At 60.7% G+C, this 22,465-nt stretch carries 20 protein-coding genes; 9 read left to right on the plus strand and 11 right to left on the minus strand.

Annotation, left to right across the window (positions count from 1 at the left end):
• Positions 1 to 44: 44 nt before the first annotated feature.
• Positions 45 to 653 (plus strand): Hsp20/alpha crystallin family protein, encoded by a 609-nt coding sequence (locus tag VH599_15545; GenBank protein HEY7349729.1) that lies wholly within the window; start codon positions 45 to 47, stop codon positions 651 to 653.
• A complete protein-coding gene (gene lon / locus VH599_15550; GenBank protein HEY7349730.1) occupies positions 646 to 3,366 on the plus strand; it encodes an endopeptidase La in 2,721 nt (906 codons plus the stop codon). The genes VH599_15545 and lon overlap by 8 nt, the downstream gene beginning before the upstream one ends.
• 67 nt (positions 3,367 to 3,433) lie before the next feature.
• On the opposite strand, the gene VH599_15555 is transcribed toward lon, so the two are convergent.
• The 6 genes from VH599_15555 to VH599_15580 form a co-directional block, all read right to left on the minus strand.
• Positions 3,434 to 3,760 carry a hypothetical protein gene (locus tag VH599_15555; protein HEY7349731.1) on the minus strand — a complete coding sequence of 109 codons (327 nt, stop codon included), beginning with the start codon at positions 3,758 to 3,760 and terminating at the stop codon, positions 3,434 to 3,436.
• Between the two features lie 178 nt (positions 3,761 to 3,938).
• A complete protein-coding gene (gene minE, locus VH599_15560) occupies positions 3,939 to 4,700 on the minus strand; it encodes a cell division topological specificity factor MinE (protein ID HEY7349732.1) in 762 nt (253 codons plus the stop codon).
• A 26-nt stretch (positions 4,701 to 4,726) separates the two neighbouring features.
• Positions 4,727 to 5,548 (minus strand): septum site-determining protein MinD, encoded by an 822-nt coding sequence (minD, locus tag VH599_15565; protein HEY7349733.1) that lies wholly within the window; start codon positions 5,546 to 5,548, stop codon positions 4,727 to 4,729.
• A gap of 26 nt (positions 5,549 to 5,574) precedes the next feature.
• Positions 5,575 to 6,762 carry a septum site-determining protein MinC gene (locus VH599_15570; protein HEY7349734.1) on the minus strand — a complete coding sequence of 396 codons (1,188 nt, stop codon included), beginning with the start codon at positions 6,760 to 6,762 and terminating at the stop codon, positions 5,575 to 5,577.
• A gap of 269 nt (positions 6,763 to 7,031) precedes the next feature.
• The gene (locus VH599_15575; GenBank protein HEY7349735.1) at positions 7,032 to 7,361 is read right to left on the minus strand and encodes a hypothetical protein; all 330 of its coding nucleotides are present in this window, start codon (positions 7,359 to 7,361) and stop codon (positions 7,032 to 7,034) included.
• Between the two features lie 164 nt (positions 7,362 to 7,525).
• Positions 7,526 to 7,807 (minus strand): hypothetical protein, encoded by a 282-nt coding sequence (locus VH599_15580; protein ID HEY7349736.1) that lies wholly within the window; start codon positions 7,805 to 7,807, stop codon positions 7,526 to 7,528.
• 454 nt (positions 7,808 to 8,261) lie between these two features.
• Between VH599_15580 and VH599_15585 the strand changes: the two genes are divergently transcribed.
• Both VH599_15585 and VH599_15590 read left to right on the plus strand, forming a co-directional pair.
• On the plus strand, positions 8,262 to 9,362 hold the full coding sequence (locus VH599_15585) for a diacylglycerol kinase family protein (protein ID HEY7349737.1): 1,101 nt from the start codon (positions 8,262 to 8,264) through the stop codon (positions 9,360 to 9,362).
• Positions 9,355 to 13,164: a DEAD/DEAH box helicase gene (locus VH599_15590; GenBank protein ID HEY7349738.1), complete on the plus strand. Its 3,810-nt coding sequence runs from the start codon at positions 9,355 to 9,357 to the stop codon at positions 13,162 to 13,164. Before VH599_15585 ends, VH599_15590 begins: the two co-directional genes overlap by 8 nt.
• Positions 13,165 to 13,386: 222 nt before the next feature.
• On the opposite strand, the gene VH599_15595 is transcribed toward VH599_15590, so the two are convergent.
• Positions 13,387 to 14,022 carry an alpha/beta fold hydrolase gene (locus VH599_15595; GenBank protein HEY7349739.1) on the minus strand — a complete coding sequence of 212 codons (636 nt, stop codon included), beginning with the start codon at positions 14,020 to 14,022 and terminating at the stop codon, positions 13,387 to 13,389.
• A 281-nt stretch (positions 14,023 to 14,303) separates the two neighbouring features.
• Here VH599_15595 and VH599_15600 point away from each other — a divergent pair, with 281 nt between their 5' ends.
• From VH599_15600 to hutU, 3 genes are all read left to right on the plus strand, one after another.
• Complete coding sequence (locus VH599_15600) at positions 14,304 to 15,254, plus strand: hypothetical protein (protein HEY7349740.1); 951 nt, start codon at positions 14,304 to 14,306, stop codon at positions 15,252 to 15,254.
• A 157-nt stretch (positions 15,255 to 15,411) separates the two neighbouring features.
• Entirely contained in the window at positions 15,412 to 16,026 is a 615-nt protein-coding gene (locus VH599_15605; GenBank protein HEY7349741.1) for a hypothetical protein, read from the plus strand.
• Positions 16,027 to 16,374: 348 nt separating this feature from the next.
• Positions 16,375 to 18,072: a urocanate hydratase gene (hutU, locus tag VH599_15610; protein HEY7349742.1), complete on the plus strand. Its 1,698-nt coding sequence runs from the start codon at positions 16,375 to 16,377 to the stop codon at positions 18,070 to 18,072.
• On the opposite strand, the gene VH599_15615 is transcribed toward hutU, so the two are convergent.
• The 4 genes from VH599_15615 to hutH all read right to left on the minus strand — a co-directional run bounded on the left by VH599_15615 (position 18,069) and on the right by hutH (position 21,076).
• Complete coding sequence (locus tag VH599_15615; GenBank protein HEY7349743.1) at positions 18,069 to 18,257, minus strand: hypothetical protein; 189 nt, start codon at positions 18,255 to 18,257, stop codon at positions 18,069 to 18,071. The genes hutU and VH599_15615 overlap by 4 nt on opposite strands.
• Positions 18,250 to 18,516, minus strand: a complete 267-nt coding sequence (locus tag VH599_15620) for a hypothetical protein (GenBank protein ID HEY7349744.1) — start codon at positions 18,514 to 18,516, stop codon at positions 18,250 to 18,252. Before VH599_15620 ends, VH599_15615 begins: the two co-directional genes overlap by 8 nt.
• 45 nt (positions 18,517 to 18,561) lie before the next feature.
• Entirely contained in the window at positions 18,562 to 19,185 is a 624-nt protein-coding gene (locus tag VH599_15625) for a retropepsin-like aspartic protease (GenBank protein HEY7349745.1), read from the minus strand.
• Positions 19,186 to 19,543: 358 nt separating this feature from the next.
• The gene (gene hutH, locus VH599_15630) at positions 19,544 to 21,076 is read right to left on the minus strand and encodes a histidine ammonia-lyase (protein HEY7349746.1); all 1,533 of its coding nucleotides are present in this window, start codon (positions 21,074 to 21,076) and stop codon (positions 19,544 to 19,546) included.
• 808 nt (positions 21,077 to 21,884) lie between these two features.
• Between hutH and VH599_15635 the strand changes: the two genes are divergently transcribed.
• Together VH599_15635 and VH599_15640 are read left to right on the plus strand one after the other, a co-directional pair.
• Positions 21,885 to 22,073 (plus strand): hypothetical protein, encoded by a 189-nt coding sequence (locus VH599_15635; protein ID HEY7349747.1) that lies wholly within the window; start codon positions 21,885 to 21,887, stop codon positions 22,071 to 22,073.
• A gap of 76 nt (positions 22,074 to 22,149) precedes the next feature.
• A complete protein-coding gene (locus tag VH599_15640; protein HEY7349748.1) occupies positions 22,150 to 22,374 on the plus strand; it encodes a DUF433 domain-containing protein in 225 nt (74 codons plus the stop codon).
• Positions 22,375 to 22,465: the final 91 nt, after the last annotated feature.

Genomic DNA, 22,465 nt, shown 5'->3' on the forward strand with positions numbered 1-22,465 from the left:
CCGCGTTCCAGGCCGCGCGGACCCAGAAACCGAGGTGATTTCCTATGCGCTTGCGTTATCGCTCTGTTACCTCTCGCTACATTCAAGGCTCACAGCAAGAGCTTGAGCGCCGCTATCACCAACTCTGGCACGAACTGGTGCGCCAGAGTCAGCAGCAAGCCTTCCTGCATCGGCCCAGCCAGTGGCGTCCGCCCGCAGACATCCACGAGACGCCCAACGCCATTACCGTCAAGATCGAACTGGCCGGGATGCGCGAAGACGATATTGATGTCACCCTGTATCACGACGCCCTGGTGGTCAGCGGCGAACGCCATGACGACCACGAACACGACGAGTCCATCTGTTACCATGAAGCGCAGATTCGCTATGGCCCCTTCAGAGTTGAGATATTTATCCCTATTGACATCGAACACGCCCGCGTCGAGGCGCATTATGACGATGGCTTTTTGCGCGTACTGCTGCCCAAAGCCGCGCCCAGCGAGCCAAAGCCATTCCGCCTTCCACTGGAGACTCCCGACCAGAAAACGCGCGAAAGCGAGCAGAGTACTCCAGAAAGCGGCGAAACTGGTAGCAATCCTACCCCGCGCCACTATCACGCTCCGGCCAGCGGGCCGCTGGTAGTGAGCAGCAAAGGGGACATGACGCATGCCTGAAGAGCGAAAAAATCACGAAGTCGCCGCCGCCGCAGAAGATACCGAACTGATGGAAGGAGACCTGGAAAAACTGGAAGAACTGCTGGATGAGTTAGAGGAAGCGGTCAAAGGGACATCTGCTGCTGGCGCCTACATCACTGGAGAGCAGCCCTCCAGGGACGAAGAAGGCGAAGCGCCAGAGCCAGGCGAGGCTGAGGAGCCAGCCCCAGAAGCCATAGAGACGCGCCCGCGCGCGCAGGCTGAAGACGAGCGCCGCATCACCATCCCGGATACGCTGCCGATCCTGCCGCTGAAAGAGACGGTGGTCTACCCGCTGACCATGATGCCGCTGGGTGTCGGTCAGGAACGCTCGATCAAGCTGATTGACGACGCCATGCGCGCCAATCGCCTGGTGGGCCTGGTCGCTCAGAAGTCGCCGGAGGTTGAATCCGCCGGACCGGATGACACCTTCCGCATTGGCACAGCGGCGCGCATCGCGCGGATGCTGCGCACGCCCGACGGCGCGATCCAGATTATTGTGCAGGGGCTGGAGCGCATCCGCATTCAGGAATACATCGCGGAGCAGCCCTATCTGGTAGCGCGGGTCGAGGTAGCGTCGGAGGTGGTGGAAGATGGCGTGGAACTGGAAGCACTCAAGCGCAACGCTGTTCAGCTTTTCCAGCGCCTGGTGAGCCTGGTGCAGTATCTGCCTAACGAACTGGCGCTGGCGGCCCTCAATATTGACGACCCACGCCAGGTCGTGTACCTGATCGCCAACAGCGTGCAGATGGACCTGGATATGCGCCAGGGGCTGCTGGAGGAAGATTCCGTTCAGGAGAAGCTGCGCGTCATGACCCAATTCCTGACCAAAGAACTGGAAGTGCTGGAATTGGGCAAAAAGATTCAGAGCCAGGCCCAGGAAGAGATGGGCAAGGCTCAGCGCGAATATTTCCTGCGCGAGCAGCTTAAAGCCATCCAGAAGGAACTGGGCGAAGAGAGCGAAGAAGCCGCTACCATCAACCAGCTCCGCGAGCAGATCGAGCAGGCGGGAATGTCCGACGAGGCCAAAAAAGAGTCCATGCGCGAACTCTCGCGGCTGGAGAAGCTGCCCGCCGCTTCGCCCGAATATTCGGTCATCCGCACCTACCTTGACATCCTGGTCAGCCTCCCCTGGAGCAAAAGTACCGGCCAGAAGATAGATGTGGCGCACGCCCGCGCGGTGCTGGATGAAGATCACTACGATTTGGAAAAGATCAAAGATCGCATTCTGGAATATCTGGCTGTGCGCCGACTCAAAGAGGACCGCCTGGGCAGCGAGGTCGGCATCGAGATGAGTTCTAACGGCAAAGAGCAGAAAACCCCTACGTGGGTGGGGCGCGAACCGATCCTCTGCTTTGTTGGCCCGCCGGGCGTCGGCAAAACCTCGCTGGGCCAATCCATCGCCCGCGCGCTGGGCCGCGAGTTTGCGCGCATGTCGCTGGGTGGCATTCACGACGAATCCGAGATTCGCGGCCACCGCCGCACCTATATCGGCGCGCTCCCCGGACGCATCATCCAGACACTCCGCCGCACAGGCGCGAACGATCCAGTGATGATGCTTGACGAGGTAGATAAAGTCGGCGCAGACTGGCGCGGCGACCCATCTTCCGCTTTGCTGGAGGTGCTGGACCCCGAGCAAAACTATAACTTCCGTGATAACTACCTCGATCTACCCTTTGATCTTTCCAGAGTCATGTTCATCGCTACGGCTAACTCGCTGGAGCCGATCCCGCCGCCGCTGCGTGACCGCATGGAGATTCTGGAGCTTTCGGGCTATACCGAAGAGCAGAAAATCCATATCGCCCGGCGCTATCTGCTGCCCAAGCAAATCAAGGCCAATGGCCTGAAAGAAGACGAGATCAGCATTGATGACGGGGCAATTCGGCGCATCGTCAACGAATACACCCGCGAGGCTGGCGTGCGCAATCTGGAGCGCGAAATTGCCACCGTCTGCCGCAAGATTGCCATGCGTATCGCAGAGGGCCAGGCGGGACCGTTCCAGATCACCGCCGACCAGATGCCCGAACTGCTGGGCCGCCCGCATTTCATGGAAGAAGTGGCCGAACGCATTGACCGCCCAGGCGTTGTCACCGGCCTGGCCTGGACCCCCGTTGGCGGCGACATCCTCTTTATCGAGGCTGCCATGACGCCCGGCAAAGAGAATCGGCTGATTCTGACCGGCCAGCTTGGCGAAGTGATGCGCGAATCGGCGCAGGCCGCGCTCAGCTACGTCCACTCCAACGCGGGGGCGCTGGGCATTGACCCCGCTGTCTTTGAGGAGAAGGACATTCATATTCACATTCCGGCTGGCGCGACCCCCAAAGACGGCCCATCGGCGGGCGTGACCATGACTACCGCCCTGGCCTCGCTGGCAAGCGGGCGCAAGGCGCGCTCGGACGTGGCGATGACCGGCGAAATCTCGCTGCGCGGCAAGGTCTTGCCCATCGGGGGACTGAAAGAGAAGGTGCTGGCGGCGCATCGCGCGGGCATCAAAACGGTCATCATACCCAAACGCAACGAGCCTGACCTGGAAGACCTGCCTAAAGACCTGCGCGAGCAGATGCGCTTTGTCCCTGTCTCCGACGCCTCCGAAGTGCTGGCCGAGGCGCTGGAGCCTGCCCCGTCCAATGGCGCGGGATCGCTGGGCGTCGAAGACCTGCATCGCGGCGTGGATATGGCCGCCAAAGAAGGTTAAAGAAGCAAGCCGTATCGGTGGCCTATCAACAGGCCACCGATACGGCTTGCTTCTGCTCCTGAGCCTGCTAGCCGTTTTCGGGCGTGAGAGCGAAGCGGCGGCCCTCGATCTCCACGACCACGTTGGCCCCGGCGCGCAACGCCGCCAGCTCGCGGCGCAGGCGATCATTCTCCTGAATCAACTGCTCCATACGCTTATGCAGCGTTGAAAGGGACGAAGCCACCCTGGTAAACTCGGTCTCCATCACCGCCTGCATCTCTGCCCGTGTACCCAGGCTTGACGTAACCACCGTCGTGGTGGGTGTCGGCGTCAGGCCCCCGCTGGCGTCTCCTCCTAACTGCGCCAGCGAGCCGCTGCCTGGGGCTTGCCGGGGGTCTGTATCCCGAATTTGCATGAATGGCCCTCCTCAAAAATAGCCTGCTACGAGGTTTGTTCTCTCTGCGATGATGAGCGCACAGCATAGACTCCCCGCTTTTTTCCATCAAAACAGGGAGAGCATAGTGGTTCTGCTCTAAAGTGAGCGTACTATATATCTAACGGCCCAGTCATACAAGAGCAACAGCCCAAATGGGCTATCCCTTGGTCGGCGTCGCTGCTGGCGCGGGTGTCTCTGTCGGCGCAGTCCCTTCAGCGGCAGAGGCGCCGGGCGCTGAATCGCCCGCAGGGGCCGCGCTGCCCTCGGCAGGCAACGCGGGCGTTTCCTGGGGAGCATCTGGCGCTGGCGCGGCCTCCGCTGCTGCTGGCTGCTCCGCTTCAGCCCCTGGCTGGGCCGCCGCCTCCGTCGCAGCAGCTTTCGTCGCCGCTGGCGTGGCCGACTCCTCCCCTTTTTCAGCAGAGCCAGCAGGCGTCTCAGATACCGGGGCCGCCTCAGAGGCTGGCGCAGCAGGCGTTTCCTGGGTCTTCGGGGCCGACACCTCTTGCGTCTGATCGCCAGACGATGGGGCGCTGGCCTGCTCAGGCGCAGCAGGCGGGCTGGCGGCATCGGCTGGGGGCTGGTGAATCTTGGCAAGCGCCGCCGCCGCCACAATCGGATTCCCCATGCCCGGCTCCAGCACATCGCGCTCAAAATGCAGGCGCTGGCGTCTGACCGGCATACGCGCCACCAGCTTATCTGAGTGCTCGGTATGGGTCAGTTCCACATCTACGCCGGACTCATCAATCTCCACATATTTGGAGATTACTTCCAGCAATTCGCCTTTAATGCGGTCCAGCAGATCAGGCGTCAGCTTCAGCCGATCATGCACCAGCATCAGCGTCAGGCGCTCGCGCGCCAGCTCGCTCGTTGATGGCGCGGGTTGTTTCTTCCGTCCAAACAGCTTATCAAACAGTCCCATGCCTCATACCCTCCCGGTCTTGAGGATCAGGCCCTTTTTTCGGCGGCGCGAGCGCCTGGGCTTATCAAGCGGCGCAGACGATCAAGCAAGTTTTGGGGCGCGTCCAGTTCTTCCAGCGGCACATCTTCGCCCATCACTCGCCGCGCCGCGTTCGTAAACGACTTTCCGGCCAGTGACTTTGGCTCCATCACCACCGGCTCGCCGCGATTGGTGGCGACAATGACCGACTCATCTTCGGGAACCAGGCCGATCAACCCGATATTCAGCACTTCCAGCACATCAGTCACATCCATCATGTCGCCGCGCCGAATCATCTCAGGGCGCAGCCGGTTAATCAGCAGCAGCGGCTCCGGCTTGCCCGCCGCCTCAATCAAGCCGATAATACGGTCAGCGTCGCGCACCGACGACATCTCCGGGTTCGTCACGATCACCACCTCATCAGCGCCCACAATCGCATTGCGGAAGCCCTGCTCAATTCCAGCGGGGCAATCAATAACCACAAACTCGAACTGCCGACGCAGCTGATGGCAAAGCTGCTCCATTTGCAGGCTGGAAACCGCATTCTTATCGCGGGTCTGGGCGGCAGGCAGCAAATACAGTTCCGGCAGGCGCTTATCTTTGATGAGCGCCTGGCTCAACTGGCATTGTCCCTCAACCACATCCACCAGATCATAAATAATGTGACTCTCCAGGCCCATCACCGCATCCAGATTGCGCAGCCCAATATCACCATCCACCGCCACCACACGGCGACCCATCATCGCCAGCGCCGTACTGAGATTCGCGGCGGTGGTCGTTTTACCCACGCCGCCTTTGCCCGATGTAATCGTAAGTACCCGACTGTCCATGCTTCCTCCTGGGTAGAGGGCCTGGCTTACCGGCGGGAGGCCCGCCCGGCATTCCAGCTTTCAACGACAATCTGACCGTTTTTCACCGACGCCACTTCTGGCGTCAGCGGCGCCAGGTCGCCATCTTCTGGCGGGCGACTGGCAAGCGCCCCAATGCGCAGTTGAACTGGCGCCAGCATCAATGCGCAAACCACCGCCGCTTCATTGCCTGGATACCCGGCGTGGACCGTTCCGCGCAGTGCGCCCCACACCAGCACATCGCCTCCCGCAATCACTTCCGCTCCAGCATTAACATCGCCCATCACCACCACCGAACCCTCGTAGCGCAGCCGCTGGCCCGAACGAATAGTGCGCCTGGTAAAGAGCGCATTGGTCGCATCGCTGGCGCGGATAGCCAGGGTCGGCGTGGTATCGCCTGAATACGCCGGACGCACCGCGCCGCTCGGCAGGATACGCGGATCGTTCAATTCATCGCTCCCCACTTCCTTGAAAGCCATCTCATAAGGGGCCAACAACGCTCGCAGCGCATCAATTTCCTGTGGCTCCAGCGGGCGACGCCGCGTATCCAGGCTCAGCACCGAACCTTGAAAAAACGTCGGCGCTTCCACCAGGCGCGCCTCCAGCACCCCCAGCACTTGCGACCACACATACCCCGGCTCCAGCGTCAGCAGCATCCCATTGCGCGACCCTTTCAAGAGCTTGCGCGTCAGCGCCCGGCGCATCTCCTCAGCCTGCTCAGGCGTTGACCCGGCGGGCGGCTCCCCCTCCGCGCTCTGTTGGCGCGCCGGGCCAGCCACCTGCTCTTCAGGCACGCCACGCGCTCGCTGCGCAGCGAGCGCATCAGCGCCATCTCCTGGCGCTTGTGTCATACCGACACTTCCTCTCTCCGCGCGCCTGGGCACGGTATCGGTCAGCGGCTCCGTCAAATAGGAACGCTGGCTGCGCGCTGGCGGGCCGAGCCGCGCAGGGGCCACACGCCGCGCCGACCCGGTTGCTCCCGCGCCTGGGGTTTGTTCACGTTCGTGCCCGCGCGCCGCTTCCTCGGCTTTGATCGCGGGCGGCTGCGCCTCAACTGCCTCCGTCTCCTGGCCGGGTGAGAGCAGGCGTTTCCCCCAGCTTCCCAGGCGGCTCATCGCCCCCTGCACGCGCTCGCGCAGGCGCTTCAGGGGTGGCCGCGATTCAAGCTGAGCGGCGCGTGTTGGCGCTGGTTTCATAGGCCATCGTTCCCACAAAGCAATCGCTGCTTCTGCTCTGAATATGTTTGGCTGCTCAGTGATGTACGATAGCACAGTTAAGGCCGACTGGCAAGAGTGATGTTGGGCATGCTCCAGAAGCTGCTGGCAGCGGCAGCGCCTGCGCTGATCCTGGCGCGGCGGCGCAGATGAGAGGCGCGCGGCCCCAGCACACAGGCAGAACAATCGGCGGAAGTGGGGGAATTGAGAGGATTATCAGAGCGGCGGCTGGCGATTAAAATTGCGCCGCCCTAATAGGAGAGTTGGGTTCTTGCGATCCAGTTGCCATGAGGATTCTTTACTATCTCTAAACAGAGCATAGTAGCTCCCAGCGCCTTCGCAAAGGCCAGGGCTTGAATGCGCAAGAAGCGATGCGCCTGGGCGAAGTCCGAGGACGCGCCAGATTGGATCAGCTTCGAGAGAGTTGGGTTGATGATTGGGGAACTCTCGACAAACCGGGGTTGGAAGATACCAGCCGCCTGAAGCGCGTTTGCGAACAATGGCGCCCCGACAGAGTGATTTCCCCGTCGCACCCGAATGTAGTCCAGCACGACGCCATCCCCCTTCGGGTAGAACTGCATTACCGCTCCTGGGCCTTCGTCCCATATGGCGCGAAGTTCGCCCCCTGGCAGCGTAGAGAGGCGTGAGGGCTTTCGCGGCGTAATCTGGTCCTCCATCGTATCCATCTCCCCAAAAAAAAGAGGAGGGGTGTCGCAACATAGAGATGCGCGACACCCCGTGAGCTTTAGAAGCCAACCTGCTCAGCCTGGTTGATCAAGTCGATCTCATGCGTGAGACCTGCGACCAGCCTTGGGCCGGCATCGTGGATGTAATCCATCCCGCAGCTATACTTGGTCCAATCGTCAATGAAGCTCTGCTTGTTTGGGCTTTGCCAGCTGTTCAACAGATCATTAACCTGCGTGTTGAGAGTGCTCCGATACTGGTCCACATCATTGTCAACAGCTACCAGATACTTCTTTACCGACGCACCCAGACCCACATCGAATGAAAAGACGCTACCAGACATGTTCGCTTTCTCCTTTTTGTGCTTTGTTCGCTGTACCAGCCCCATCGGGCTGCTGAACAGCTCCGTTTGGATAATTCGACAAGCGCCCAATGTGCTTGCCAGAAAGAGAAACGTTCCAGAAATCTGTTTTCGCTTACGAACGCTTTCGGTTTCTCTGGTTCGTTCGTTCTTTCTGTACAGAGTTTACACGACCTGGCAAGAAAAAGCTGTGTTCCGGCTCATCTTTTGGCTGTGACCTGGCTCTCTTTGTTTTAGAGCATATCGCTTCTCTGGCAGAGGCAGAGGGAGAAACAATGCGCCTGAGATTGCGCCGGAAGGCAGTGGGCATCCACACCGCACGTATCGTGAACCCAGGAACGCCGCCTGCTTCATACTTGCATGATACTGCCGAAAGCCGTATAGTGTCAAGAGCGGCCTTGTGGCCGCCTCTCTTCCCAGTGCTAAAAGGACCAGCATGGAATCCCAACCCGCGCACCCGCGCCGCGCGCTGGTGATCGCCAGCCCGCATATCTATCAAGAACAGCTTTCTCTCGATGCAGCCCATCTGTTTCTGCAACAACAGGGCATCGGCATCAGCCATGTATACAACGTCAAGGCGCTGGACGGACAGCCGCCACTGGCCGACAAATGGCAAGCCGAGGGAACCGAACTGGTCATTGCCGCCGGTGGCGATGGCACTGTCGGCGCAGCCGCCACGCATCTGGCGCATAGTGAGTTACCGCTGGGCATCCTGCCGCTGGGTACCTCCAACGATTTCGCCCGCTCGCTGCGGCTGCCGCTGGAACTGGCCGAAGCCTGTCAGATCATTGCCACAGGCCGCGTGAGGCACGTTGACCTTGGCCGCGCACAACCGGCTGTCACCACGCCTCACAGGCTGCAAGCGGTTGAAGAACCAGAACAGCGCGATCTCCCGCCCAATCGCGTCTCCAGCGAGCATGCCTTCTTTACCCATGCCTTGACCCTGGGGCTGAATGTCGCTTTCGCTCAGCTAGCAACCGACGCCACGATGCGCGAGCGTTTTGGCCGGTTCACCTATCCGTTGGCCGCTGTCGAGACCGTCAGCGTCGCCCAGACGTTTGATTGTACCTTGCGTTTTTCTGATCCAGCCTGCGCGCTGGCCCCCGAAGAAACCGAGAACGACATCGAGCCAGGGCGGCCCTATCATTATCAGGCATTACAGGTGGCCGTCATCAATTCTCCGATCTTTGGCGGTCCGTTGGCGTTCACCCTCGCCGGGGTCGAACTGCACGACCACCTCTTAGACATTTTGATTGTCGAACGATTTGATCTGCGCCAGTTGCTTGCGGCGGCTCAGGTGGCTCTTTCTGCGCCCGTAGAGGGGAAGCGCGAAGCCATCAGCCGACACTTTCCTGGCATTCGGCATGTCAAAGCGCGGCAAGTGGCGATTGAAACCGCCCAGTCGGCGGATGTCACCCTGGATGGCGAAATACGCGGACGCACCCCCATCCTGGTAGCCTCAGCCGCGCGCGCCCTCAAGGTCATCGTGCCGCGCGCAAGCCAGACACCCGCGCAGAGTGGAGGAGCCGGTGGCTGACGACCTGATAGAAGCTTTTGCCAGCGAATATCCTTTTGCGCTCGATCCCTTCCAACGCGAAGCAATTTCCCATCTGGCAGCGGGCCGCTCGGTGCTGGTGGCCGCGCCCACGGGAACAGGAAAAGCGCTTGAGGCTACTACTCCAGTACTCACTCCGACAGGCTGGAAGGCGATAGGCGACCTTCGCATTGGTGATCTCGTTATTGGCGCAAACGGGCAGCCGGTGAAAGTGACCGGCAGCTATCCACAAGGTAAACGCCCTGCTTATCGTGTTACCTTCACCGATAGGGTTTCAGTTGTTTGCGATCTGGATCATCTTTGGGCTGTCAATACGAAGTCCCGCCAACACGACAAACTCCCCTGGCGAGTACTGACCCTGCGACAGATTTTGGCCGAAGGATTGACCGACGGGTTAGGAAGACGACACTTCATTCCCCTGGTGAAACCGGTTGAGTTCCCTAAATCGGAGCCAGCCGATGAAGAGAGACTGGTAGCAGCGGTCAGGCAGCGGGCTGGTCTGACGCAGCGCGCACTCTCCAGACGCCTCGGAGTATCCCAGGGGTACGTTGCTCATCGTGAGACAGGGCGCAGAACTGCCACAGCAGAGTACCAGCGTGCTGTTGCTGAAGCGGTAGCCACCATTCCCCAGCGACACCTCCATCCCTATCTGCTAGGATTACTCCTCGGCGATGGCGGATTTTCAACAAGCGCGCTGCACTTCACATCGGCTGATCATGAGCTGATCGAATCAGTACGCACATTACTTCCCGAAGGCGCTACCCTACGAAAAGTAATGGGTAGCCCTTATGATTGGTATATCCTCAGCAGCCAGCCAGGCACGCGCAACCCAGCAGTAGCGGAACTGCGCAGCCTTGGTCTCATGGGCCACCGCGCCGAGGGTAAGTTCATCCCTCATGTGTACAAATTTGCCCCAGCCACCGAGCGCCTGGCTCTTCTTCAGGGCTTGCTCGATAGTGATGGGAGCGTTGGGATAAGTGGAGCTGACCTGGAGTATACAACGGTCTCTGCTACTTTGGCAGAAGATGTCGCTTTTCTCGTTCGGTCCCTGGGCGGGCGCACACGGATTCGTCAGAAGTCCACTGGTTTTCAGAAAGCCTATCGCCAGAACATTATCCTCCCTGCTGGAATTACTCCATTTGCATTGCAACGTAAAGCAGAGCGATACCAGGCTCGCCTGCGACATAACCCTTGCCGTGCTATCGCAGCCATAGAGCCACAAGGTGAAGCAGAGATGGTTTGCATCTCTGTTGACGCGCCCGATGGTCTCTATGTAATTGATGGATTTGTCGTGACCCATAATACTGTTGTCGCCGAATATGGCATCTGGATGGCGCACAATCAAGGCAAGCGCGTGATCTATACCGCGCCGCTGAAAGCCCTCTCTAACCAGAAGTTCCGCGATCTCCGCGCCCGTTATGGTCCGCAGATGGTCGGCCTGGTCACTGGCGACATCGTAGAACGCAATCAAGCCCCCATCCTGGTCATGACCACCGAAATCTATCGCAATATGCTGCTGGAGGAGGAGGCCCGCGACGAGTACGGCGCGCGGAGCGATCACAGCAGCGGGTCAGAGGACACGACGCCTTCTGACCCGGCAGATACCTTCAATGAAGGGGCGCGAGCCGAAGCAGCGGCAGGAACGCCTGAGCAGCAGCCCTTCATCGCTCGCCTTAATCCTGAACTGAACGATGTGGGCTGCGTCATCTTCGATGAACTGCACTACTTGAGCGACCCTGAGCGCGGGCCGGTCTGGGAAGAAGCCATCATCCACTCGCCCAAACATGTGCCGCTGATCGGCCTTTCGGCCACTGTCAGCAACGCCGATGAACTGGCGATCTGGATCAGCCGCGTGCATCGGCCCATCAGCCTGGTCCTGCACACCGAGCGCGCCATCCCCCTCGATCATTATTACTACCTGGATGGGCGGCTGCATCTGGTGATGAACGCCGAGGGCAGGCGCGTGGAACGCTTCCCCAAAATTGGCGGCGAAGCCAAACGCCGCCGCGAACGCGGCGAAGCGCGCGTCTATACCTTTGGCGGCGAAAGCAAAGGCCAGAGCCGTTCGCCCGCGACAGACGGGGCATCTGCCCGGCCTGGGAGCGCCGCGCCCGGCCAGCCAGCCGCCACTGCGGGCCGACCCAACGCTGACCGCGAAGCGCCCGAACCGGGCGAAATCCTGGCCGCCTTGCGCCAGGCCGATCTCCTCCCCTGCCTCTATTTTCTGCCGGGGCGGCGCATCGTCGAAGAAAGCGCCAGCAGCGCCGCAGGCCACCTGCTGACCACGCCGGAAGAACAAACCCTGCTGCGCGAAGAGGTGAACGCCTGGCTGGAGGTGCTGCCAGCCGAAGACCGCGAACTGGAGCAGGTCCAGCGGCTCACCGCGCTGCTGCCGCGCGGCCTGGCCTATCACCACGCGGGATTACTGCCCGGACTGAAAGTGCTGGTCGAAACGCTCTTTCAGCGCGGGCGCCTGCGCGCCGTCTTCGCCACTGACACCCTGGCGCTGGGCATCAACATGCCCGCGCGCTCCGTCGTGGTGGGCAGCCTCAGCAAATTTGATGGCGTCGGCATGCGCCTGCTCACCCCCAACGAATACCAGCAGCTTACCGGGCGCGCGGGCCGACGCGGCATGGACGAGCGCGGCGCGGCCATCATCCCCTACTCGCCCTGGGAGCCATTCGAGCAATCGTTTGCGGCCCTCACCGGCGCGCTCTTGCCGGTCAACAGCGCCTTCAGTATGCGCTATAACTCCGTCCTGAACCTCTGGCGCGGTGGCGACATCCGCCGCCTGCGCCGCGATGTCGCCGCCAGTTTCCGCGAGTTTCAGCGTTATAGCCATCGCCTGCTCTACGAAGAGCGCCTGGCAAACCAGGAACTCCCCCCCCTGGCTGCCGAGGATCAGGCGCTTATAGAGGCGCTGGCGGCTGAAGACGCCAGCCGGGGCCGCCGCGCCCGGCGCGAACGCAAAAAAGCGCCGCCAGAGCGCGAGCGTTACCGCGCGCTCAGCCGGGCAGGCGCCGCCGAACTCAACGGCATCATCAGCGTCCTGCGCTCGCTCAGCTACATAGACCCCCATGATCGGCTCACCATCAAGGGGCGCTTGCTGCGCAGCATCTTTCACCCCGCCGGTATTCTGTTTACCGAAATGATTCAGGCGATCCCGCTGGAACGTCTCCATGCCTCCGAACTGGCCGAACTGGCAAGCTGGTTTGCCTTCGACGATGACCGCCCGGTGCGCAACCGCAGCACCCTCTGGCGGCATCTCGCCTTGCTGCGCCGCGAGGTCTATCGGGTTATTGGCAGCGTGCAGATGAATGAGATTGATCTGGGTCTGGATGTCAGCCCCGGCATCAACGACGCCTTTCATGGCGTCGCGCTGCATTGGTGGCGGGGCGCTTCGCTTGCCAGCCTGCAACGGCACATTGATCTGGCCGAGGGCGATCTGCTGGTCATCCTCAACCAGACCATTGACTTGCTCCAACAGGTGCAAGGCGCTGTCGGCCAGGTGCTTGACGAAAAGCGCCTCTGGCAAACCGGCGACACACAAAACGAAGCCGACCGCATCCGCGCTGTGCAGATTCAGGCGGCGCGCCAGAGCCTGGAGGAGCTTCGCCCAAGATTGGGCGCGGCTGCCAGGGGCTTGATACGCGGCATCGTTCTCCAGAGCCGCACCGTACCTTCGATGGCTGTGCAGGTAGCTGACGAAAGCGTGCCGCTCGATATGGAAGAGGACGAGGACAAACGCGACCTGCGCGCTGATATTCCAGAGGAGTACCCGTAGCGCCTGCCAGCAGCAGCAATCTGCTTCAGGTGAAGGAATATTAGAAACTGTGAACTAGTTCACAGCAACTTTGTGAGCCAGCCGATATAATAAGGGGTAGCAAGGCGCTTCTATTCAGGAACAGAATGGTCCCCCCGGCCAAACGTTCCGTACCATTGCGACCCTGGTAGCTCACGGATGAGAAGCGCCTGGCCCTGCCTTCTCAACCTTCCCCCATGCTCATCAATCTGGCCTGAAATAGCGCGTTACCGCTTGCGCAAGCTCCTCCAGATGATTGGTGAGAAAATGGTCTGCCCCCGCGATGATTTCAAGGCGCTTGGGTTCAGGGATCGCCGCGAAACTGGCCCGCAGCTGGGCTTCTGGCGCATACTGATCGAGCGAACCTTGCACGATCAGTTTGGGTTTGGCGCAGTTCGCCAGCGTATCAACAAGCAGCGACGCGGCAGGCACGCCGACACCCACCATCTGGCGCACGCGCTCGTCGGCGCAGGCCACGCGCAGCCCGGTCCACGCGCCAAACGAGAAGCCCGCCACGCAGAGCGCCACGTCGGGAAAGAGCCGCTGAGCTTCATCCAATGCCGAACGCACATCGTCTTGCTCGCCGCGCCCCTCATCATAGGTTCCGGTACTCAGGCCCACGCCGCGAAAATTAAAGCGCAGCGTGGGGATGCCCACCTCGTTGAGCGCCGTCGCCAGTCGAAACACCGTCTTGTTGTGCATCGTCCCCCCAAACAGCGGATGGGGATGGCAGACCACCGCCGCCAGGCGCGGCGTATCCTCTGCTTCCTCTGGCAGCCGCAGCAGCCCTTCCAATCGCCCATGCGAGGCGGGAATATCAATATGCTTCAACTGTGCCATAATCGCCCTCCATAGGCTCAGTATATGCGCCGGAGCGATGCCGTGTCCATACGTTTTGTGAATCAGACCACACTTCTGATGCCAACTGGCTCGCAGTTGACACCGCAGCCCCTGGCCTATACTGCCAGCAGCAGGCAATGCTCCAATCTGCCAGAGTGGTGAATTGTTCCTGCTTGTAGTACACTATAGACAGCAGAGTTTCTCTGGCCCTGACAGCGGGTGAAGCTGGCGCAATTATCTGGCATATTACCTGGCGAAATTATCTGGTAAGGGGGGTCAAAATGCCGCAGTGTTACCGATGTGAGTCAAGCGTCTATTCCACTGACCGATTTTGCATGGAATGTGGAACAGAAAACCCGGCGCATCCTCCTTCCACCCCAGGAGCCAATCCATCGTTTGCGCCCGTTGCTGTCGCTCGTAACCCGATGTCCGCCCAGCCTGTGACGCCTTCCGGCCCTCCTGCCGATGCGTCTATCTGGCAAAACCAGACCCTCCTCACTGACCCCAGATCAGCCCAGGGGAACGGGCCAGCAAACGCAGACGACACGATTGCCTGCCCGAACTGCGCCGCCAGATTGCCACGCGGCGCGCGCTTTTGCGGAGATTGCGGCATCCGCCTGTCAGATACTTCAGCCGCCGTCCAGACACCCGCTCGCTCGACTCGTGTCGCCACAGCAGCCTTGCCCGATCCCATTCCACCCTTGAGCGCCAGCCAGGGGCCAAAGCCAGCCTCTGGCCCGGCGCAACCAGTCCTCCCGCCATTTCGCGCTTCCACCTGGGCCGCACAGCCTCCGCCCAGCGTAGAGATACCCGACGAGACCCTGACGCCCCTGTCGAACGCGCAAGACGCGCCGCCTGCCTCTGTGGCAGCGCCCGCGTGGGCGAATCCGCCCGCGCAAGCGCCCTGGGGTGCGCAGCCGCAGGCGCCCTGGCAGCCAGGACTGCCACAGGGGACCAGCAACGCCAGCTCGTTCCAACCGCCAGGCGCGTTCCCTCAGCCGCCTGTGGGCGCAGCGCCGTTTCAGGGGCCATTTCCCCCGCAGCCAGCCGCCAGGAGCGCCAACTCTTCTCAAGCGTTTTACCAGGCAATGGCCGCCATTCCGCCCATCCAAAGCGCGCCCAGGAAGAAACGCTTGCCGCGCGGCCAGGTCATCACCATGATGATCGCTGCCATCGTAACGGCGCTGGCGGCCTCTGGTGGCCTGATCCTGCTCCTCCTGTCCAACAAGTGAGCGGGCGCTGCATCCGTATCAAACTGTAGGAAATTAAAGATTCACCGCTTGCGTGCTATGAATTTTTATGGTACACTTGCTGCGGGCCTGGAGATGGCTTGGAACATTGAACCTGTAAGAAAACTGCGTTTTGCAAGGAAAGGCAAGGTCGTAGCTCATGATGCAAAGGAGCCGATTCGCTCGTATCCGAAACCTGCTGGCTGTCGTAATAGCTGCCCTGTTGCTGACTATCGGTCTGGCAGGAGTGGCGCAGGCGACATCTTCGCCACCCATCCCTGTAGCAATCCCCGCGCATCTCTCCTATGTGAGCGCCAATCCCCCCGCCAATACCGACTCTCCGGGCATTCCTAACCAGCTTCCCTACAACCCTAACGCGATCCCCGTCTATCCTTCACAAGAAGGCGCCGCTCCCTTTAGCAGTGGAGGGGGATGTCTCTACGATGTCTACAACCCTCCTCCTTTGGAGGATGAGCCGTGCATCAGTGTCAACCCCTCGCGCCAGGTTGTGCCGGATGACTACCTTTTTGCGGATGCCCCTTCAGGTTGGGGAGGCTGTACGGTTAAAGTTCAGTTGCTCGACGCGACTACCAACCACCTTTACAACGCCCCGTTACAGAACTGCGGTACTAAGCCTGGCGGACACTATTATGGCCCTATCATAACAGTCATTACGGGCCACCACTACTACACAGAGGTGAGTTGGGATGTCGTTTATAATGGAAAACACTACTACAACCCGGTAGCAGATCAAAGCCTGCTCCAAATCGGGTAGCGTCTACCGCCTTGCTAACCTGTGGCGCGCAATAGACAAGCCTTCTCATTTCACGAAAGGTACCAGGCAAGCAAGCCTCCTGAACCGCTGGCCCTCAGATAGACCCAATTCAGGAGGCTTGCTCTATCCCCAACTGCCCTGTCGGCACTGCATCCCACCTGCTGAGCAATAACCAGAGAGGGAGCGCGGCGCGATTTGCCAGGAGTCCACAGGCAGATCATCCCAGCCCAGCGCATCAAGGATTGACATCTGGCTTGATGCAGCGACGCGCGAGTGCTACAGTTAAAGCACTGGCGGAGGCATTGTCGCCCCATCCTTCACGCTTTCGATTCTGAAAGGAAGATACTCATGCCTGAAGAGACGACTCGCGGCGCAGGCGCAGCGGAGCAGCCGCGCACGGTTCGCGCGCCGCGCGGAAACACGCTCTCCTGCAAAGGCTGGAGCCAGGAAGCCGCCCTGCGCATGCTGATGAATAATCTCGACCCAGAGGTCGCCGAACGCCCCCAGGATTTGGTCGTCTATGGCGGCTCCGGCAAGGCTGCCCGCAACTGGGCCTGTTTCGACGCGATGGTGCGCTCGCTGCGCAGCCTGGAAAGCGACGAAACGCTGCTCGTCCAATCGGGCAAGCCCGTGGGCATCTTCCGCACCCATCCCTACTCCCCTCGCGTGCTGATTGCCAACTCCAATCTGGTGCCGCATTGGGGCAACTGGGACGAGTTTCGCCGCCTGGAAGCACTGGGGCTGACGATGTACGGCCAGATGACCGCTGGCTCGTGGATATATATCGGCTCGCAAGGCATCGTGCAGGGTACCTACGAAACCTTTGCCGAAGCCGCCCGCCAGCACTTCGGCGGCACGCTCAAAGGACGCTTTGTACTGACCGCCGGACTGGGCGGCATGGGTGGCGCGCAGCCACTCGCCATCACCATGAACGAGGGCGTCTGCCTGGCTGTCGAGGTGGACCCGCAGCATATCCAGCGGCGGCTGGCAACTGGCTACTGTGACGAGATGCTCACCGATCTGGACGCCGCGCTCGCGCGCGTGGACGAACTGACCGGGCGCGGCGAGGCACGCTCCATTGGGCTGGTCGGCAACGCGGCGGAAATCTATCCTGAACTGGCGCGGCGCGGCATCACGCCCGATCTGGTGACGGACCAGACCAGCGCCCACGACATCCTCAATGGCTATATTCCGGCAGGGCTGAGTGTCGAGCAGGCGGCAGAACTGCGCCAGAGCGATCCCGATGAGTACCAGCGCCGCTCGCTGGAATCAATAAACAAGCATGTATTGGCAATGCTGGACTTGCAGGAATCGGGCGCGGTGGTCTTTGACTACGGCAACAATATTCGCGGGCAGGCGCTGCTGGCGGGCAACGTTCACGCGCTCGATTTCCCCGGCTTCGTGCCTGCCTTCATTCGCCCGCTCTTTTGTCGAGGCAAGGGACCGTTCCGCTGGGCCGCGCTGTCGGGCGACCCCGCAGACATCCGGCGCACCGATCAACTCGTCCTCAAGCTCTTCCCCGAAAATGAAGGGCTGGCCCGCTGGATTCGCCTGGCAGGCGAAAAAATACACTTCCAGGGGCTGCCCGCGCGCATCTGCTGGCTGGGCTATGGGGAGCGCGCCCGGCTGGGCCTGGCCTTCAACGAACTGGTGCGCCAGGGCGAACTGAAAGCGCCCATCGTGATTGGCCGCGACCACCTGGACAGCGGCTCCGTCGCTTCGCCCTACCGCGAAACCGAGCGCATGCGCGACGGCTCCGACGCCATCGCCGACTGGCCTCTCCTGAACGCTTTGCTCAACACGGCTTCGGGGGCTTCGTGGGTTTCGATACATCACGGCGGCGGCGTCGGCATTGGCTATTCGCTGCACGCGGGGATGGTCGTCGTCGCCGATGGCACACCCGACGCAGCCAACCGGCTGAACCGCGTGCTGACTAACGACCCCGGTACCGGCGTGATGCGCCATGTAGACGCGGGCTATCCTGAAGCCATTGACTTTGCGCGCGAGCAAGGCATCCAGATTCCTATGCTCAACCAGGAGGGTTAGATGTCCTTCCAGAGCATAGCCTGACTGAAGCGCGCGAGATGCCCAACATTCGTGGTAGCGATGATGACCTCATCTTCTGGATTGCTGATAAGAGCAGCCTGAGCGCAGAGAATCATATCAGGCTTTGGTCGTGGGTGTACGATCATGCCAAGCGGGCCGGTATCCAACAAAACAACCTTACTCATCAAAGAGGCTCCGAGCGGAGGGACGATCCCGCTCTAGAGCAGCTTTCAGCTTAGGCCAGGTAGCTTCGTCGTAACCAGACTCATCCATGAGCCATTCATCCAGCAGATGGAGAAGACGCTCAGCAGTGGTGTCAGAAGCGCGTAGTTTCTGGATGGTCCTTTGTAGCTCCTCATGTGCCTGCTTAATGGCTTCGGGCGATTCATGTTCTTCTGAGAATTGGCTGGAGGAAGCACTGGCCTCTTGACTTTTTTGTACCATATTCATCCTCCTGGCGAAGTGATGTGCTGTTCTTCTGCTTCTATCCTACCACATTCCTCCAAAAGAGGACGAGATAACCAGCCGCCGGTCCGCTGGAGCAAGCGCAATCTGCTGGTAGACGGTCAGCGTGCTGCTGCTGTAATCCAGCGTGATCTTGCCAAAGCGACTCCAGATGTCGGAGCCGAGCAAGCCTTGAAAGTCGGCGCTGCCGTCCTCATGCGGAATGGCGGCGCTGGCAATCGTCATTGATGGCAGGCGGATCGCTCCAGTGTTCCAGTCATCCACCTGCACCGGAATCGCCTGAGTGACGCCGCCAATCCCGCTGATCGGCTCCGGCCCGCCAGTCTGTGGCAGGTCGAGCCGCTGCGCCAGCGAACTGGAGATCAGCGAGGTACTCGCGCCGGTATCGAGGGCAAAGGTATATGGTCCTTTGCCATGAATGGTCACTGGCGCTAACACCAGCGTGGCCCCGCTCTGATCTTGAACGACCTTCACCTGTTCAGAAATACCCTCGCTCGTGGTCGTCGAGGCAGGACCATTTCCAACAGTAACCACACACGCTGTCAGCAAAAGGATCGGGGCTAATGACAGGATAAGCAGGGCCATCACAGAAGGTCGAGACCCTTGCTGGCGGCGCTCGCGCCAGTGGGGGTGGCAGTTATCAGGCATAGATCACTTCCCCTCGTTCCAGTTCCTTCGCCAGATCGTCCGACAGGTTCTGGAGAAAAGGGTATGCACTCGATATGCCACCTGCATAGAAGCTGGTGGTTAAACATGAGTCATCTCGAATTTTCTCTGCTGTGTTGTTTTGCTGGCAGGATGTGCGAATGCCGCAGGTGTAGCGCCGCCGTCCCGGCGGCCAAACGCTGGCACGTGGAAACGCTGAACGGGCAGCCCTGGTCGCCAGTGAGGCGTTCAGCCGCCGGGACGGCGGCGCTCCGCTCGGTCCGGTGCGGCTTTCCGCCAGCGAAGCTACAAGCCAGGAGCATTGACCAAGACGGTCTAGAAAATTCGGGATGACCCATGTTTATTCTCCGGCCTCGCCAGCCCCGATGCCTTCATACTCCCCCGCCAGCACCGACTGCGCCAGCCGCTCAATATCGGGCGCGGGCGGGCGATCATCGGCCAGCGCGGGTACAAGGGTGCGTACCTGCTCATAGGCCATCTGCACGCCCTTGCCCGGCTTGAGCGGCTTGCGAAACTCCAGCATCTGCGCCGCGCACAGCAGTTCTATCGCCACGACGCGCGCCGCCAGCGAGACAGCCTGGCGGGCCTGGTGCGCGGCTGTCGCACCCATGCTGTTCCAGTCCTCCATTCCGGCAGAGGTCGGGATCGAATCAATGCTGACTGGATGCGCCAGCGCCTTGATCTCGTTCACCAGCGCCGCCGCCACGTACTGCGGAATCATATACCCGGAGTTCAGGCCAGGGTTCGGCGTCAGAAAGAGCGGCGCGCCCTGTTCATCCCAATCGTGCGGCCCCACCAGGCTAAAGGTCCGGCGCTCGGAGAACCCGGCAAGTTGGGCAACAGCAATCGCCAGCATATCCAGCGCCAGCGCCAGCGGCTGGCCGTGAAAGTTGCCGCCCGAAAGCGAAGCGGCATCATCGGGAAAGAGCAGCGGATTATCGGTCACAGCGCCCAACTCGTTCTCAAAGACGCCAGCACAATAGTCCAGCGCATCGCGCACCGTCCCCAGCACCTGGGGAATGCAGCGCAGCGTATAGGGGTCTTGCACGCGCGGGCAATCTTTATGCGACGGGTTGATCTCGCTTCCCGCCAGCAGATCGCGCAGGCGCGCCGCAACAGCGGCCTGCCCCGGCTGGGGGCGCAAAGCGTGGATGCGCGCGTCGAACGGCACAAACGACCCCATCAGCCCTTCAACGCTCATCGCCGCCGCCACTTCCGCCGCTGCCAGCAGCGCCTGCGCGTCGCGCAGCGTCAGCACGCCCAGCGCCTCCATCAGATGCGTGCCATTGATGAGCGCCAGCCCCTCTTTGGGCTGAAGTTCCAGCGGCTCCAGTCCGGCCCGGCGCATCGCTTCGGCGCTGGGAAGCTGGCGGCCATCAGAGATCGCTTCGCCCTCGCCAATCAGCGCCAGGCCCAGATGCGCCAGCGGAGCCAGATCGCCGCTCGCGCCCACCGACCCGCGCGATGGGATAAGCGGCTGGACCTGGGCATTCAGCAGCCCCAGCAGCGTCTGAATCACCTCCACGCGCACCCCCGAATGCCCCCGCGCCAGACTATTCGCCAGCAGCAGCAGCAGCGCCCGCGTCACATCGGCGGGCAGCGGTTCACCCACGCCGGAAGCGTGGCTGCGCAGCAGATTGCGTTGCAGATCGGCAAGCTGCGCCGGGCCAATATGCACCCGGCTCAGATGCCCAAAGCCAGTCGTCACGCCATAGACGACCCGATCCTCATCGGCAATACGCTGCACCAGATCGCGCGCCGCCTGCACCCGGGCCACCGCCTCAGCCGCCAGTTCCACCCTGGCCCCGCTGCGGGCCACCGCCACTACCGCCTCGGATGTGAGCCGCGCTGCTCCAATCGTTACGGTTGGCATCGTCGCCACCCCTTTACTACCAGTTAATCATGAGTCATAATGAGCCGAGGGCGCTGGCCCCACCAGTCACCTTGTCCTGACTAGACCAGTACATAGTGTCAGTATCCCAGTTAGCAGCATAATCAGGCCCATACCATAAAATATCCCGCTGCCTAAATCAGCCGTAAGCCCATACTTTGGGAACACGAGCAAGCCTATGCCAACGAGTATGCCAAATAGCCCAGAGCCAATGACACTTGACCTTGAGTTTTGTCGCGGCGGTTGGGGATTCTGCCCCCTGACTATACCTATACCCTGCACCACTACCCCAAATAGTAGCAAGGTAAAGCCCATACCATAAAACACTCCGGTAGCCAGAGCAAGCATAGGTACATATTCTGGGAACGCCAGAAAGCAGAGACTAAAGAGGATATAGGAGACAGTACTGCCAATAGTGCTTGACCTTGAGCTTTGTTGTGGCGGTCCAGGCTTCCACCTCTCGAATACAGCGAAAGCCAGTATCCCTATCCCCGACGACACGATTATAAGGCCCATACCATAAAACACTCCGGCGCCGAGATCAAGCATGGGCGCATACTTTGGGAACGCCAGAAAGCAGATACCACAGAGAATAAAGCCTACAGCAGCGCCAGTAGTGCTTGATCTTGGCCTTGGCTGCGGCGGTTCGGGCTTCGGCGCGATGGCGCCTGACCACTCGTTCATACGCAATACCAGCCTTCTTAGCCAGGGTTTGCGAGAAGGGGCGGCTTTCCCTTCCCTTCTCAGGCAGAGCATACCACACCCATTGCCCCGACCAGAGGCGCCTGACGTGTCGAAACGAACCTATGGTTCCACCAATTATCGGGGGTCACTTGTAGCGCCGCCGTCCCGGCGGCCACCGCTGCGCCAGGGCGAGCGTTTGCCCTCCAGGCCATCGGACCAGCAGGCCAACGCTGGCCGCCAAGATGGCGGCGCTACAAGTAACACGTCTCGCTTGCCAACACCTCAGATTTGGTAGAACCCGAACCTATAACTTACTTGCCTCTTGGAGCTGTTTGAGGCATACTGAGACTGGCTAGAAAGGAGCAGAACACATGGCAAAAGCTAAGCCACGAATCATTACGAACCCCGACCTGATGGTAGGCAAGCCAACCATCGAAGGTACCAGGATAACCGTTGAATTTGTGCTGGAAGAGCTTGCAGGTGGCCGCACCATACCTGAGCTTATTGACCATTACGGCCTTACTCGTGAGGAGATCGAAGCGGCGCTAGGATATGCCACGAAGGCTGTCCGCGCGCAGCAGAAGCGCTCTGCATGAAAATTGTAGCAGACGAAAATATTTCTGACCTGATTGTAGAGAAACTAAGAAGCCAGGGCCACCACGTAACATATATTCGGGAGAGTGCAAA

The organism is Ktedonobacterales bacterium (assembly GCA_036557285.1).
Classification (GTDB): domain Bacteria; phylum Chloroflexota; class Ktedonobacteria; order Ktedonobacterales; family DATBGS01; genus DATBHW01.